Origin of the sequence: Congzhengia minquanensis, from assembly GCF_014384785.1 — a bacterium.
Classification (GTDB): Bacteria; Bacillota; Clostridia; order UBA1381; family UBA9506; genus Congzhengia; species Congzhengia minquanensis.
This window is the reverse complement of record NZ_JACRSU010000005.1, coordinates 73663-88493: the sequence shown is the minus strand read 5'-3', so window position 1 is coordinate 88493 and position 14831 is coordinate 73663. Positions and strand designations below refer to the sequence as shown.

Sequence of the window (14831 nt, the reverse complement as noted above, 5' to 3'; positions counted from 1 at the left end):
CATGCAAACTGCAATTATCACAGGATCTGCAAGCGGCATTGGAAATGCTGCTGCCCGCCTGTTTTTGGCAAAGGGATGGCGGGTAGTGGGGGCGGACCGAAGAGAAAGAGAAACGATTGTGCAAATGAAACAGCAATTTGCAAATTTTATTCATGTTCAGGCCGATATTTCAGACGAAGACGGCAGACGGCACATTTTAAAGGCAGCGGAGGCCGGCAAAAATGTTGTTAAAGCGCTGGTAAACGCGGCTGGAGTTGCTCCCAAAAACCGCTGCGACATTTTGGAGATGACAGAAGAAAGTTATGATTTTGTAATGAATATTAATACAAAAGGCACCTTTTTCTTAACGCAGCTGGTTGCAAACCATATGATTCAAAATGCTGGCTCTGCCGACGAGGCAAACGGAGCAATTGTCAACATATCCTCGCTGTCCGCCTATACAAGCTCAACAAGCCGCGGTGAATATTGCATTTCAAAGGCCGGGGTATCCATGATAACCAAACTATTTGCAGACCGCTTAGCGGAATTTAACATAACGGTGAATGAAATTCGACCGGGAATTATTGCAACCAACATGACAAAACCAGTAACTAATAAATATGATGCACAAATTAAAAGCGGCCTTCTTCCTTTGGCCCGGTGGGGCCGGCCTGAGGACGTTGCAAAAGCAGTGTATGCTTTGACAGACGGGAGCTTCCCATACACAACGGGGCAGTCGATTGACGTTGACGGCGGGTTTCACATCAGGCGTCTTTAACCGAAGGAGGGATGAAGGTGCAGCGCGGACAGATTGAATTTTCAGGCAAACTGCTTACGTTGTATTCGGTTGATACACTCATTGTTGGCAGCGGCTGCGCAGGATTAAACGCTGCAGACAGTCTTTTCGATTTTGGCCATCAAGACATTGCGCTGGTGACCGAGGGAATAAACATGGGAACTTCACGAAATACGGGAAGCGATAAGCAAACCTACTACAAACTGTCGTTGGCGTCGGGCGAGAGCGATTCTGTGTCAGAACTGGCGCAGACGCTGTTTTCCGGCGGGGGTGTTAACGGCGATACCGCCCTGGCCGAGGCGGCCTGTTCGGTGCGGTCGTTTATAAAGCTGGTGAACCTGGGGGTTCCGTTTCCCACAAACCGCTATGGTGAATATGTGGGTTATACTACAGACCACGACAACAGAAAACGTGCCACCTCCGCCGGCCCCCTGACGTCAAAATTTATGACTGAGTGCTTAGAGCAGTCGGTACGCAGAAAGCAAATTGAAATTCTGGACGAAACCATTGTTTTTAAACTGCTGGTAGAGGATGGTGCGGTGAGCGGTGCAGCAGGATTTGATAAAAAGAAAAATGAGTTTGTAATGTTTCGCTGTAAAAACATTGTGCTTGCAACCGGCGGGCATTGTCAAATTTATAAAAACACCGTTTATCCGCCGGGACAGACTGGAATGACGGGAATGGCCCTGGAAGCCGGTGCCGAAGGCGCAAATTTGCAGGAGTGGCAATATGGAATTGCATCTGTTGATTTTAAGTGGAATCTCTCCGGCACCTACCAGCAGGTGATGCCTCGTTATATTTCAGTGGACGAAAACGGAACAAAGCGGGAATTTTTGCCCGGCTATTTGAAATCCGTGGCCGACAGCGTAAATTTTGTGTTTTTGAAAGGATATCAGTGGCCTTTCGACACCGAGAAAATTTGTGGTTCCAGCGTAATTGATTTCATTGTTTATAACGAAACGGTAAATAAAAACAGAACCGTTTATTTAGATTTTACATGTGAGCCAACCGCCCTTTTAAACGGATTTGGCGATTTGTCCCAAGAGGCATATACCTATTTAAAAAGTTCCGACGCACTGATCAAAACCCCCATTCACAGGCTTTTAAAAATGAACCGCCAAGCTGTTGAGCTTTTTTATCGTCAAGGCATAGATCTTAGCCGTGAGCCACTGAAAATAACGGTGGCCGCACAGCATACAAACGGCGGCCTTGCCGTTGACGAAAATTGGGAAACGAACATTAAAGGACTTTATGCCGTGGGGGAGGCCGCCGGTACTTTTGGGACTTACCGGCCGGGCGGCACAGCGCTGAATGCAGCACAGGTTGGGGCGCTGCGCGCGGCGGAACATATTGCATATGCTAAAGAAACAAGAGTTTTGAAAGCCACGGAAGCGTATAAGCAAATTGCAATGGAGCAGGGGATGGATGACTTTTTCAGGCTGACCGCTGCAAATTCCGGCAGAGGAAATGTTGGCTTTAAAAAAACGTATGAAGCGTTACAGGCGGAAATGAGCAGATGTGCTTCTATGATACGAAACATGATTGAGATGGAACGCCTGAAAGAAGCGGTATCCTCAGAGCTTTGCAGGTTTTGGCAGGCGGCGGAAGGCGTTTCTGCTGACGATATACCTGCGTGTTTAAAATACCGGGATATGCTGATTACCCAAACGGCGGTGTTGGACGCAATGATTTTTTCGGGCAAAAAAATGGGCAGCAGGGGCGGCGCACTTGTTTTAAAAGACAGCAAAACTTTTTGGAGCGCAGCAGACATTTTGCATCTGGCCCCAAAAAGCAGCAACGCCTTTTGTGACAAAATTATATATACAACATACCGGCAAGCAGGGGCAGACAGCCGCATGGAAGACGTTCGCCCCATTCCTAAAAGTGACAATTGGTTTGAAACGGTTTGGAACGAATTTTTAGAGAGGAGAGGGAAACATGCTTAAATCAGGCTTGGTGTCAGTTTCGTTTCGGGGTCTTGCGCCGGAAGAGGTTGCAAAAGCAGCAGTTGCGTCACAGTTGGAAGGAATTGAGTGGGGAGGCGATGTTCATGTGCCCCCGGGCGATTTAGAGCGTGCAAAGCAGGTGCGGGCAATCACAGAGCGGGCGGGTCTTGAGACCTTTGCATACGGCTCTTATTACAGGGCGGGAGAAAATGAAAATCCAAAGCAGGATTTTTTACCCTATTTAAAGACGGCGGAAGTGCTGGGAGCGCCGTCTATCCGTGTATGGGCCGGGACAAAGTGGTCCTGGCGGGCGGACGAGGCATATGTAAAAAAAGTCGTGGAGGACACACAAATTATTTGTGATATGGCAAAGGAACGTCATATAAAAATCTGCTATGAATACCACGGCTGGACGCTGACAGACAACCGGTTCAGCGCGGTGGATACTGTAAAGCTTGTACAGCGGGATAATCTGTATCTTTATTGGCAGCCGAACTTTGCTTTAACAGAAGATGAAAACCGGCTGGCCTTAAAAATGGCGCTGCCGTATCTTGACCATGTGCATGTGTTTTACTGGGACGCTAACGAAGCCAAATTTCCGCTAAGCCAGGGGAAAACGCTCTGGAAAAGCTTTATAGATATTGTAAAAAGCGATGGGAAACGCCATGGCTTTATGCTGGAATTTTTGAAGGATAACAGCACGCAGCAGTGCGCGAACGATGCACATACATTAAATTCATTATTAATTTAGGAGGAAGGAAAACATGAAATTTGTGGGACACACAATGGGCACGCCGGATTTAACGGTAGAAGAAGCAATTGCGCTTTATCAAACAATCGGCCTTGACGGTATTGAAATCGTCGCGCAGGAAGGCGGTGCATTTTCGATTGGCGACCAAGAAGAAAAAATTGAAACCATTTTAAGCGCAGCAAAGAAATTACCAGACGGAGTGGTAACGCTTACGCCTTACTATTGGGACATTAACAACATTGACCCAAAAATTGCGGAAGAAAACATTTGCGGAATGAAAAAGGCCATTGACCTTGCAAAAAAAATGGGCGCAGGCTTTGTACGGGCTTACGGCGGCAAGGAGGAAGCCGGCGGAACCCGGGAAGAAAACTGGAACAATGCGGTAGCGGCTATGAAAGAAATCGGCAGATATGCCAGCGGCACGGGCGTTACCGTTTTGGTGGAAAATCATCCGGGAACAATGACCAGAACAGGCGAAAACACTTATAAGCTGATTAACGAAGCTGGATTTGACAGCATCAAAGCACTGTATGACCCGGCGAACGTTCTTCATGACACAGAAGAAGACTGGAAGGATACCTTTGAGGTTCAAAAAGACATTATCGGATATGTGCATGTGAAGGATTATTATATGGAAGGTACGGAGCGTAAGGCCTGTGTTGTAGGAAAGGGAATTGTTCCCTGGAGTGAAATTATGAAAAAGCTCTCAGGCTATCGGGGTTATTTGTCTTTTGAATATGAAAAACGCTGGTATCCTGACCAGCTGCCCGATGCGGAAACAGGCGTAAAAGAATGTGTTAATTATATAAAAAGCTTATTGTAAAAAGCAGATTGGAGAATTGATATGTTAAATGTAGGAATTATTGGCTGCGGCGGAATCGGACGGCTGCACGCCAACGCATATTCCAAATTAAAGGACGTAAACCTCTTAGCGCTGATTGATACGGATATCGGCCGCGCGGAAGCGCTGGCAGCGGAATTTGGCGGGACCGCTTATCCGTCGCTTGACGGTGTAAGAGAAAAGCTGGACATCGTAAGCGTTGTTACACCGCCTGCAGCGCATTTTGATATTGTGATGGATTTGCTGGACAGAGGCATTGCAGTTTTTTGTGAAAAACCGCTGACCATGGATGTTTCACAGGCAAAAGCAATTGAGAAGAGAAGCAATGAAACAAAAATCCCGGTGGGAATCGGTTTTAAAATGCGTTATGAACCGATTTTTCAAAGAGCAAAAGAGCTTGTTCCCGAACTGGGCAAGGTTTTCGCAGTATCGGCTGTGAAAAACCAGCCCTTTGACGACGACCCCAATCGGCAATGGATTAAAAAGACGGGCTGCATGTATGAGCTTTCTGTTCATGATTATGATTTAATTCATTGGATTTTAAACACCGAGCCGGCCGCAGTTCGGGCGGAGCTGGATTATTCCTTGGGCTGGGAACGGGAAAATCAGGCCTATCTCACTGTGGATTATTTCGGCGGCATAAAGGGGCAGCTCATGAGTTCTTATTCTACCGGTACCGTGTGGACAGGATATGATTTAGCCTTAAGCTTTGTTGGAGAAAACGGCTACATGCGAATTGAACGGCCTGACAGAATTGTTATGAACACAAACGGATACCGCGTTGAAACCGTTGAGCCTCTCGGCGGCATGGACGTGTTTGTAGTTCAAATGCAAAATTTTGTTGATAAGGCGCTGAAAAAAGAACCTTATTTCCCGAATGCTGCAGACGGCGCGCTGAACACCATTTTGGTGGAAGCGGCAAACCGGTCCAACAAGGAAAAGAAAGAGGTATTATTAAACGATATGTAACAAAGGACCGCGATAACCGCGGTCCTTTGTTTTATTTTAATCAAGGGGAGACGACAGCTTTTTAATCAGCGCTGCCGCCGTTGGCTCTTCAAGGTCAATTGGGTTTTGGGTTTCGTAAAACGAGTCGAGATAGTGGGAATCAGAATTTGTAATTATGTGGTACTTTGAAAGGTAGGGGAACTTAAAAAGCGCCTCCTCTTTCGATATGTTTTTTGAAAGCTCCACCGTGGTAAATCCCAAATCCTCCGGCACGGTTCCCAAATTGGAAATGACGCTGTAGGCGGTTTTATCCACATGGGCAGGAAAGATGGCCGCGCCGAAGCTTCGCGCCGCCGGCGCCGCGTCGTAAATAGAGCAGGAGGCGGCTGTAACCAACAATAACTCTTCCGTTCCGGTGGGCTCGTCCTTTTCGTTTAAATAGAGCTGGTCGCCGAAAATCTTTGGTTTATTTTGAATCGGCAGCCGGTACTTGTCTAGCCAGCTGTTAAAGCCTGCCGCCTTTTCCATCGTGGGAAACAGGCAGACAAAATGCGCTTCTTCCGCCGTTTCGAGCTCCATTCCCGGCACAACGGTAATGGGCAGGTTTTCCGCAGCCTTCATAGCGGCTTCCACGTTTCCGATACTGTTATGATCGGTAATGGCAATGATGTTTAAGCCGCAGAGCACCGCCATATTTACAATGTTATTGGGCGTCATATCGTTGTCGCCGCAGGGGGAGAGAGCGGAATGAATGTGTAAATCGCAGTAGCAGGTCATATCAATTCACGGATTTTGCAGGCCAATTCGTATGCGGAATCGGAAGATTTTAAAATTGTCACGCCCTGCAGTTTTGCTTTTTCTATCGTATCCTTGTCCGGCTCCATTCCTTCCACAACGATAATACAGGCAGCTTCCGTTAACACTGCCACCGCATCAATATTCACATTGGTCTGCACGGTGAGCCAAACGTTCCCTTCCTCCGCCTTCGACATAACCACGCTCAGCATATCTCCGATATAGCAGCCCGTAATTTCCGTATCTGCTTCCGCAAGGTTTACAGGCTCTAGCCCAAGCTTTTCTTTTAATTCACGAACCAGCATCACGTTTCACTCCTTCAATTTCATGATTGGTCCTTTTGCGTCAGCTTTGAAAACCGTTCCCGCATTTTGTAAATACAGTCGGTTTCCACAGCCGCGCCGCGGACAATATCCTCTGCCAGGCACTTGCAGGTAGGCGACCCGCAGGAGCCGCAGTCTGTCTGCGGAAGCCTGGCGTAAATCATTTCAATTTGTTCCAGCTTTTGCATGGCAACGGAAAAGTCCTCATCTAAATGAAGAATATCCCGATACAGCACCGGTTTGTTCCAGTCAAGCTCTTCCTCGCATACAGAAACCGGTCTTCTTGGAATATTTTTCCTGCCCTGCGCCTTTGCAATTTCCACAACACGCATTTTAGCAACATACCCATTTTCAACGGTAAGCGGGCCGCTGACACAGCCGCCGTTGCAGGAAAGCGCTTCTATAAAATCAATGTCTAACGTTTCGTCGTCTTCAATTTCTTCCAAAAGCGATATAATGCTGTCAATTCCGTCGACAGACAGACACCGCCCTTTGCCCAGCGCCTTAATTTCGCCGCCGATGCGCGCCCAGCTAATGCCTTCTAACGAGGAGTTGCTTAAGGGTTTCACCTCTGTCAGCTTTCCTAAAACCGGCAAAAGACGCATATACACTTCTTTAATTGACAGCACACCGCTGATGGGCGATTCTACTAGGCCTATGGGATTGTGCACAGTGGTGGCTTTGGCCGCACAGGGGGAAATGAAAAATATGCCAATGTCTTCCGGTGCAATGCCGGTTTTTAAAGCCGCTTCACGCCGGGCGGCAATGGCTGCCGCTTCAACGGGGGCAATCACAGGCAGGATGTGGGAAATCAGGTTGGGAAACCGCACCGTAATCAACCGCAGCACTGCCGGGCAGGCCGAGTTAATAATGGGCTTTTCCAGCTTTCCCTCCTCCAGCAGTTTTTTGGTGTAATCGGTAACAGCCTCCGTTGCCTTAGCCGTTTCATAAACGTCGTCAAATCCAATGTGCAAAAGGCCGTTTAACACATAATTAATATCCCTCAGATTATTAAACTGCCCATACAGCGTAGGGGCAGGAACGGCAATGTTATATTTAAATTTATCCAGCTCAGCAAATGTGTCCATCACCGCCTGTTTGGCGTGGTATGGGCAAACCTGAATGCATTCGCCGCAGTCGATACACAGTTCTTTTATAATTTTTGCTTTGCCGTCGCGTATCCGGATTGCTTCGGTGGGACACCGCTTCAGGCACGCAGTACAGCCTTTGCATCTGCTTTCGTCCAGGGTGACGGAATGATACAGCTGGTCATTGCTAAAACCCATGAATGACACCTCCAATGTTTTAAATCGGTGCTTTCGTTATGCAATATAAATTACAATCTCAACGGTGGTGCCCTCCCCCAAACGGGAGGCAATGTTGAGCTCGTCGGAATATTTTTTCATGTTGGGAAGGCCCATGCCTGCGCCGAAGCCCAGCTCTCTGGCCTCGTCAGTAGCTGTGGAGAAGCCCTCCTGCATGGCCTGGTCAATATCGCGGATTCCCGGGCCGTGGTCTGTAAACGTAATAATGAGCTTATCGGTGGTGATTTCAACATCCGCTGCGCCGCCTTTGCCGTGAATTACGGTGTTAATTTCCCCTTCATACATGGAAATTGCGGCTTTCCGGATAATATCCGGTGCAACGCCAAGCTGTTTTAGAACCTTTTTTATATTGCTGGAAGCCTGGCCGGCAATGGTAAAATCAGAACCGTTAATGTCGTAGTGAAGCTTCAGGTTCTGGGACATCGTTCTATTCCCCCTTGCCGGAAAGGCCATTTGAATAAAGTTCTCCGCAGGCCACATACAGTGGGGTGTCGGTTGTAAAAACCACCATGTCAAGTTTTTCGGCAAGCGTTATCACGTCTTCCCCGGGCATTTTTCCGCGGACAAACACAATTACTTTAATGTCCATCATTTCCGCTGTGCGGATTACCTGCGGGTTCACCAGACCGGTTAGCAGCAACGCCTGGTTTTTTACAAATGCCAGCACATCGCTCATCAAATCGCAGCCGCAGGCGGATTTCACTTCAATGTCTTCCCAGCCGGTTACGGAGGTAATTACCTTTGCTTTTAGAATTTCCTGCACTTCTTTTAGTTTCATAGCGTTTTCTCTCCTCACAAAATCGGTTATTCAGTCATGATAAATTTAATAGTTGTTTCGATTTTTCAAAAATTTCCCGAAGAAACGAGCCGCCAAGATGTTTTGTCATTAGCGACATGGCGTGGGAAATATCAGCCGGGCGTGAAGTCAGGTTGTGACAGTCTGACCCTATGGCACAAATCAGCCCCTCCCGAGCCAGGACCTTGATGATGCGTTTTCCTGAAAAGGTTAAAAACGAGGGCGCGTTCATTTGAAACTTTGCGCCGACAGAGACGAACTGGTCCAGCTTTTCAATTTCTTTCGGTTTGTTTAAATAGCGTTCAATGTGAGCCATAACCGGCGTTACATTCTGTTTGGCTATGATATTATATACTTCCTGAATGTGCCATTTATTCCATGCAGGAAAAGGAAGTTCCAGCAAAAGCAGGTCAGTTCCTTCAATGCACAGTTTTTCCAAATCGTTGTTTTCGGAAAGCCCGCCGTAAAGGGGCACCTCTGCCCCGCAAAGCAGCGTTGGAAATGTGCCGCCGTCTTCCTCCATCGCTTTTTTCAGCAAAGCATATTTGCTGTTCCGCCGCGCACAAAAATCTGGAACCGGCTCCCGTGTCAGGAAATGCGGTGTGAGTAACACAGTCTGGGCGCCGCTTAGATGCGCGGCTTTCAGCATTTCAAGCGATTCGCCAACGCTTTTTGCGCCGTCGTCCATTTCCGGCAGAATGTGAGTGTGAAAATCAATATACCTCATAACGCATTCCCTCAGTTTTTAAGACTCCTCGTAATAGTAATATCCCGAATAGTCTTTCGATTTTTTCTTTTTCCGGTTTGTTTCAATTGTAATAAAGCCCAGCACCTTTGCATTGGCAAATTTTAAAGCTGACAGCGCCTTTTGAATTTCTGTGGTTAAGCTGACACCGCATTTGCAGACAAAAATAACGTTTTCCACAAGCTGTGCCAGGGCCAAAGAATCTGCAACAATGTTGACAGGGGGCGTGTCAAACAAAATATAGTCATATTTTCCCTTTACAAATTCAATAAAGCTTTTCATTTTTTTTGATGAAAGCAACTCTGTGGGGTTGGGGGGGAGGTTGCCCGCCGTAATACAGTCGAGGTTCAAGTCGCTGAGATGGTTGACAATGGCCTCCAGTTCGCAAAACCCTCCCAGGTAATTCGCCAGCCCCTCTTTATTTTTAATATTTAAGTAAGTATGAATTCTTGGGCGGCGAAGGTCTGAGTCAATTAAAAGAACGCGGGATTCCGTTTGGGCCAGGGAAACTGCAAGGTTGATGCAGGTTGTTGTTTTTCCCTCGGCAGCCAAAGCTGAGGTCATAAACACACATTTCCCGCCGTCTATGTCGGCCAGCGCATACATTAAATTCGTCCTTGCGCCCTTTAACGCTTCAGACAATGCAGGGCTGGAGTTTTTTGTTATTAAGTCCGCATCGGACAAAACATGCCTTCTGTGGTTTTTTATCATAAAATCGGGCAATCGCACACAATACACTCCTTAATCTTAGTATAAAATAATTACATATAAGTTTTTATAATTACAGTACTTTATATTATAGCAGAGTATTTGACATTTTTCAATAAAATAAAAAAATTTTAAAAAAATGCTTGACAAAAGAATTTGTATGCATTATAATAATCTTGAAATTAAAAATAATTATTATTATTGTTTTTGGGAGATGAACTATGAACTTTTCAAAACAGAGGGAGTCCATCCTGAATTATTTAAGAAATACCAAAGAGCACCCCACGGCGGAGCGCATTTATGCCGACTTAAAGCCGTCGCTTCCGAATTTAAGCTTGGCCACTGTTTACAGAAATTTGGGCCGGCTTTGCGAAACGGGAACGGTGGTTCGGCTTTCCACAGGGGATAAAACCGACCATTTCGATGCTGATACCTCAGACCATCAGCATTTTGTCTGCACCTCGTGCGGAACGGTTTCCGATATGTTTTTCGAGCTGCCGCAAGAAATTTTAAACCAAAACCTCAGCGATAACTTTGTAGCAAACTACTATAAACTCTATGTTTACGGCATATGTAAAGATTGCAGCGAAAAGCAAAAGAGAAACGCATAAATTAACTTTGTTTTTTATATTTTATTAAATAAATTTTTTATTATGGAGGTAACGATTATGAAAAAATTTGTATGTCCAGTATGCGGTTATGTTCACGAAGGTGACACCCCCCCTGAAAAATGTCCCCAGTGCGGCGTTCCCGGTTCTAAATTCACAGAAATGAAAGATGAAGCCTTAAATTTTGTTTGTGAACATGTGATTGGCGTAGGCGCAAAAGATAAAATCGACGCTGAAGTTTACGAAGGATTAAAGGCAAACTTTGAAGGCGAATGCACAGAGGTTGGCATGTATATTGCAATGGGCCGTCAGGCAATCCGCGAAGGTTATCCCGAAATCGGCGAGTTCTATATTCGGGCTGCGTGGGAAGAGGCAGAGCACGCTGCAAAATTTGCAGAGCTTTTAGGTGAAGTTGTTTGCGCCGACACAAAGAAGAATCTTCAGATGAGAATGGAAGCAGAGTGCGGAGCAACAGCAGGCAAGCTGGAAATTGCAAAAAAGGCAAAGGAGCTTGGCTACGACGCAATCCATGACACGGTTCATGAGATGGCGAAAGACGAAGCAAGACACGGCAAAGGCTTTGAGGGTATGCTCAAAAGATATTTTGGCTAATCGCAAATACAAACAGATAGGATTAAATAAGCTTTGAAAGCCGCTTGAAACAAGGCTTTCCGGTAAAACAGACACGAAACACGATTAACTGATTTCGGTTAATCGTGTTTTTTATATTTACGTAAAAGATTGAAAAGCATATCCTGTAATATCTTTTGCATAAAATTCCTCATTTTATAAGGTGAATTTTTTTATATTGAAAGAAATAAAAAACGTTATTGCGGCTTCCAAATATGCCGCCAGTATTTCAGATTTAATATTATATTATAAGACAAACGGCAGTAACTGCGTCTGACAAAAGTTAGCGAATGCCCGTCTGATCAAGAGGCATTGGGGCAAGATGAATATTGAAAAAATCATAAGCGCTCCTGCATGGCCTACATGCATTTTAATATTTTTCTGTGTTTTTTTAACCTGTTCTTCTTGTTTTTTCTGTTTCAGAACATAATTTTCCGGCTCAACCAGTTCAGAAATGTTCATTTCAAACAAAGCGGCTAATCCTGCCAAATTTGCCGCTGTCGGGGTGCTTTTTCCCGACTCCCACTTTGCCACAGCCTGTCTGCTGATACCCAATTGATCCGCAACATATTCTTAAGATAACTTTAGCTGCATGCGCCGGGCTCTAATATTTTCGTTTAATGCTATGATGGAGGCCTCCTTTTGCTTTCATAATACACCAAAAGCCCGGTTGCATGCCACCAACTATTCCGCAACTGACAGTTGCTTACACGAAAATTTAATATATCGGCTTCAAATTTCCGACGCTTACAAGGTTCAGATACAATAATTGTAAGGGTAGTTGCGCTGCCTGTAGAAACTGGGGCAGTTTGTTTTGCAGCGGCATTTACTTTTTTCGTACCCATATTTTATTGTCTAACAATCCTTTTGTGCTTTTCAGCGGTATTTTTGCCTGTGAAAAGTCCTCTGCTGTTTCAATAAAGCGCCGGTCAATCCGCTCGCCGGGCACAATCAGCGGTATGCCCGGGGGATAGGCCCAAACATATTCTAAACATTCCCGCCCCTCGCTGCAGGAAAGCGGCACAAACTCGCCGCACCTTTGGCGGGCGGCGGAGGGCGTTTCCTGCATTTGGGGAAGCACAATCTCTTTTTTTGCGCCAACTTCGGTCTGCAAAACCGGAACTTCTGCATCAATTTCCTTTAGTGCCGCGGCAAATTTCATCAGGTTTTCTTTACTGTCGCAGATGCTGGATATGGCTAAAATATAATCAATTCCTGTCATTTCCACTTCGATGTGAAATTGATTGCGCAAAATGTCTGCAAGTCCGATACCGGTAAGCGCGGTGTTTTTTGTGGATATAATCAGTTTGCTGAAATCGTCATATTGGAGGACAGACAGCGCCTTTAAATCATTTGTTTCTTTATAAAAGAACGACAGGTTTTCATAAAGAGCTGAAAACAAAGCTTCCCCGTCCTGCGAAATGAACCGCAGGCACGCATCGATTGACGACAGCAAAACATAACTGGGGCTTGAGGTTTCAAAAATAGAAAGCGCCTCGCTTATTTTGTTTTTGTCAACGGCATCGGTGCAGATGTGTAAAAGAGCGGTTTGCGTCAGCGCAGGCATGGTTTTGTGTAGGCTCATTACAACGGCGTCTGCGCCGGAGGAAACAGCACTTGCACAAAACCGGGGTGAAAATCCTAAGTGCGCCCCGTGGGCAGAGTCCACCAAAAGCAGAGCACCATTTTCGTGGCAGACTGCGGCAATGTTTGCTATGTCGCTTATAACCCCTTCATAGGTGGGGGAGGTTACAATCACAAGCCGAATGCTGCGTTCCGCACACAGAGCGCTTTTAATGGCTTCCGGCGTAATTTTTCCGCAAATTCCGAATCCGTCGGGTTCCGGACACACATAGTGCGGATAAAGCCCCATCAGCTCCACTGCGTGAAACACCGATTTGTGGCAGTTCCGCGCAATTAAAACATGGGAACCGAAGGCTGCCAAAGCATGCACTGCGGCCAAAATTCCGCAGGTGGAGCCGCCGACTAAGGGAAAGGCCGCTTTCGAGCCGTAAAGCGAGGCCGCCAAAGCAGCCGTTTCCTTTAAAACGCCGTTCATGTCGTGTAGGTTGTCAAATCCGTCAATTTCAGTTATGTCAATCTCATACGGAAGGGATGCTTTTAACAGGCGCGTATTTCGTTTGTGACCCGGCATGTGCATGGGGACAGCAGTTTCGTTATATTCCGTCAGCCGGTTCAGCAGCGATTTTTCTGTTTGTTTCATGGCTTAATCAATGTTCGAATATGTCCGCGTCTGTAACTGATTTTACAAAGTCAGTTAGATTTACCGCACCGGACACATCGGGAAATGCATATTCCACGTTTTCTGAAAATGCTGCGGTTTCTTCTGCTGAAAAGAGAATTTCGCCGGAGAATACGTCCTCATTCCAAGGATTCGGCACATTGGAAAGCGAACTTTTTCCGCCGGAGACCGACTTAATTCCGTCGGCCGTTACCGTTTCTGCAGCGGTCATTTCCATTTCAAAGCCGTCCATCACGGCGTCAAATTCCGCGCGCTCCTCCTCGCTCATTTCAGGAATCATCGGTTCTAAGCATTTTAAGTATGTATTTTTGTCAATTTTATAGGCATATGTTTTCAGCCCGTTGTTTTCCGTAACGGTGATGTTTTCATCTGACATAAGCGTAACAAACATGTCAATCATGTCAATTGGGTTGGCGTAATAAGTTGCGGTTTCAAAGCAATAATCCACAATAAAATTGCCTAAGGTTATGCCATTGTTCAGCAACAGCCGATAAGATGGGGGAAAGTTATCTGTGGTTACCCATTGGTCCATTAACAGTTCAGTTTGTTCCGGGTATTCGTAGGAAAAAGCGTACTCCTCTTCCTGCAGCAGCGCCTTTGTCAGGGTTTTGCTTTTCAAATAAACTTGCTGCCCGTCCGTATAAATTTCTATCGTTTCGGATTTGGAAATTTCATCGTCATCGATGTTGAGGTGGAGCAAATTCATCAGACCGCTGTTGGATGTGATGACCTTTGAATATGTTTTATTTCCGCTTTTAGCAGAAACCGTTTCAAAGTTAATTTCTCCGGTTCCCGAAAGGCCAAACAGCTTGCTGGAAAGGTTCATTGTCATGTTACCCGTTCCCTGGGAGGTGTAGTTTTTGTCCCTGGTTAAGCCCATCATTTCGTTAAACAGCGTCAGGCGCGCGTCCGTTTGCTCCGCTAATGCCTGCTTGCCGGCGGAAGAGTAAATGGAAACAGTGCTGGCAGATTCATCTACGACAAGCCCTGCATCTACAACAGAAGCGAGTGCTTCTGCATTATAATAGGAAATATACAGTTTATCATAAATATTTTGGGCATAGAAATAACCGAGATAGTCTTTAAATTCATCATCCTGTACAACAGTTGCACCACCGTAGCCGGAAACTGCAAAAGTAACGGTTATATCGCCTTTTTTTGACTCCACTATGCCGGTTTCAGCATGAAACGCTGTTTCATATCCCAATGCATCGGCAATGGAGGTGTAGCGGTAAAGGCTGCCGTTATACCCCGGCTCGCTGGGAACAGTAACACCGTCGACGGTAATGGTGTAATTAAATGAGTCTTCTGCAAATACTGGACTTGTACCCAGCACGAGAAGCGCCGCAAGAAATGCCGCAAAAAACTTTTTCATGT

The 14831-nt window shown here is 46.1% G+C and carries 16 protein-coding genes and 1 pseudogene; 7 read left to right on the top strand and 10 right to left on the bottom strand.

Translation table 11 applies throughout. The annotated features are described in order from the left end of the window. The first annotated feature begins 1 nt into the window (after window position 1). The 5 genes from H8698_RS11975 to H8698_RS11955 are packed head-to-tail and all read left to right on the top strand — an operon-like array spanning window position 2 to window position 5282. On the top strand, window positions 2–757 hold the full coding sequence (locus tag H8698_RS11975) for a 3-ketoacyl-ACP reductase (protein WP_249313720.1): 756 nt from the start codon (window positions 2–4) through the stop codon (window positions 755–757). A gap of 17 nt (window positions 758–774) precedes the next feature. Next, on the top strand, window positions 775–2721 hold the full coding sequence (locus tag H8698_RS11970) for an FAD-binding protein (RefSeq protein WP_249313719.1): 1947 nt from the start codon (window positions 775–777) through the stop codon (window positions 2719–2721). Beyond that, window positions 2714–3472, top strand: a complete 759-nt coding sequence (locus H8698_RS11965) for a sugar phosphate isomerase/epimerase family protein (protein WP_249313718.1) — start codon at window positions 2714–2716, stop codon at window positions 3470–3472. Before H8698_RS11970 ends, H8698_RS11965 begins: the two co-directional genes overlap by 8 nt. 13 nt (window positions 3473–3485) lie before the next feature. Then, window positions 3486–4295 (top strand): sugar phosphate isomerase/epimerase family protein, encoded by an 810-nt coding sequence (locus H8698_RS11960; protein ID WP_249313717.1) that lies wholly within the window; start codon window positions 3486–3488, stop codon window positions 4293–4295. 21 nt (window positions 4296–4316) lie between these two features. After that, window positions 4317–5282 carry a Gfo/Idh/MocA family protein gene (locus H8698_RS11955; RefSeq protein WP_249313716.1) on the top strand — a complete coding sequence of 322 codons (966 nt, stop codon included), beginning with the start codon at window positions 4317–4319 and terminating at the stop codon, window positions 5280–5282. Window positions 5283–5318: 36 nt separating this feature from the next. Here the strand turns inward: H8698_RS11955 and H8698_RS11950 are convergent, their stop codons facing one another. From H8698_RS11950 to H8698_RS11920, 7 genes are read right to left on the bottom strand one after another with little or no spacing between them, the layout of a single operon-like run. Continuing rightward, complete coding sequence (locus H8698_RS11950) at window positions 5319–6038, bottom strand: PHP domain-containing protein (protein WP_249313715.1); 720 nt, start codon at window positions 6036–6038, stop codon at window positions 5319–5321. After that, window positions 6035–6361, bottom strand: a complete 327-nt coding sequence (locus H8698_RS11945; RefSeq protein ID WP_249313714.1) for a DRTGG domain-containing protein — start codon at window positions 6359–6361, stop codon at window positions 6035–6037. Before H8698_RS11945 ends, H8698_RS11950 begins: the two co-directional genes overlap by 4 nt. 20 nt (window positions 6362–6381) lie before the next feature. Further along, a complete protein-coding gene (locus H8698_RS11940) occupies window positions 6382–7665 on the bottom strand; it encodes a [Fe-Fe] hydrogenase large subunit C-terminal domain-containing protein (protein ID WP_249313713.1) in 1284 nt (427 codons plus the stop codon). Window positions 7666–7701: 36 nt separating this feature from the next. Continuing rightward, window positions 7702–8127, bottom strand: coding sequence for an ATP-binding protein (locus H8698_RS11935; RefSeq protein ID WP_249313712.1), 426 nt, complete (start codon window positions 8125–8127; stop codon window positions 7702–7704). 4 nt (window positions 8128–8131) lie between these two features. Next, on the bottom strand, window positions 8132–8482 hold the full coding sequence (locus H8698_RS11930; protein ID WP_249313711.1) for a hypothetical protein: 351 nt from the start codon (window positions 8480–8482) through the stop codon (window positions 8132–8134). Between the two features lie 34 nt (window positions 8483–8516). Next, window positions 8517–9227 carry a CpsB/CapC family capsule biosynthesis tyrosine phosphatase gene (locus H8698_RS11925; protein ID WP_249313710.1) on the bottom strand — a complete coding sequence of 237 codons (711 nt, stop codon included), beginning with the start codon at window positions 9225–9227 and terminating at the stop codon, window positions 8517–8519. Window positions 9228–9245: 18 nt separating this feature from the next. Next, on the bottom strand, window positions 9246–9974 hold the full coding sequence (locus tag H8698_RS11920; protein WP_249313709.1) for a polysaccharide biosynthesis tyrosine autokinase: 729 nt from the start codon (window positions 9972–9974) through the stop codon (window positions 9246–9248). A 200-nt stretch (window positions 9975–10174) separates the two neighbouring features. On the opposite strand from H8698_RS11920, the gene H8698_RS11915 reads away from it, so the two are divergent. Together H8698_RS11915 and H8698_RS11910 are read left to right on the top strand one after the other, a co-directional pair. Further along, the gene (locus H8698_RS11915; protein WP_249313708.1) at window positions 10175–10564 is read left to right on the top strand and encodes a Fur family transcriptional regulator; all 390 of its coding nucleotides are present in this window, start codon (window positions 10175–10177) and stop codon (window positions 10562–10564) included. A 57-nt stretch (window positions 10565–10621) separates the two neighbouring features. Continuing rightward, window positions 10622–11173 carry an NADH peroxidase gene (locus tag H8698_RS11910; RefSeq protein ID WP_177680218.1) on the top strand — a complete coding sequence of 184 codons (552 nt, stop codon included), beginning with the start codon at window positions 10622–10624 and terminating at the stop codon, window positions 11171–11173. 264 nt (window positions 11174–11437) lie between these two features. On the opposite strand, the pseudogene H8698_RS11905 reads toward H8698_RS11910, so the two are convergent. The 3 genes and pseudogenes from H8698_RS11905 to H8698_RS11890 all read right to left on the bottom strand — a co-directional run. Then, window positions 11438–11752: pseudogene (locus H8698_RS11905) on the bottom strand (helix-turn-helix domain-containing protein); the annotation flags it as partial. A gap of 265 nt (window positions 11753–12017) precedes the next feature. Further along, window positions 12018–13415 carry an aminotransferase class I/II-fold pyridoxal phosphate-dependent enzyme gene (locus H8698_RS11895; protein WP_249313707.1) on the bottom strand — a complete coding sequence of 466 codons (1398 nt, stop codon included), beginning with the start codon at window positions 13413–13415 and terminating at the stop codon, window positions 12018–12020. A 7-nt stretch (window positions 13416–13422) separates the two neighbouring features. Next, complete coding sequence (locus H8698_RS11890; RefSeq protein ID WP_249313706.1) at window positions 13423–14829, bottom strand: hypothetical protein; 1407 nt, start codon at window positions 14827–14829, stop codon at window positions 13423–13425. Window positions 14830–14831: the final 2 nt, after the last annotated feature.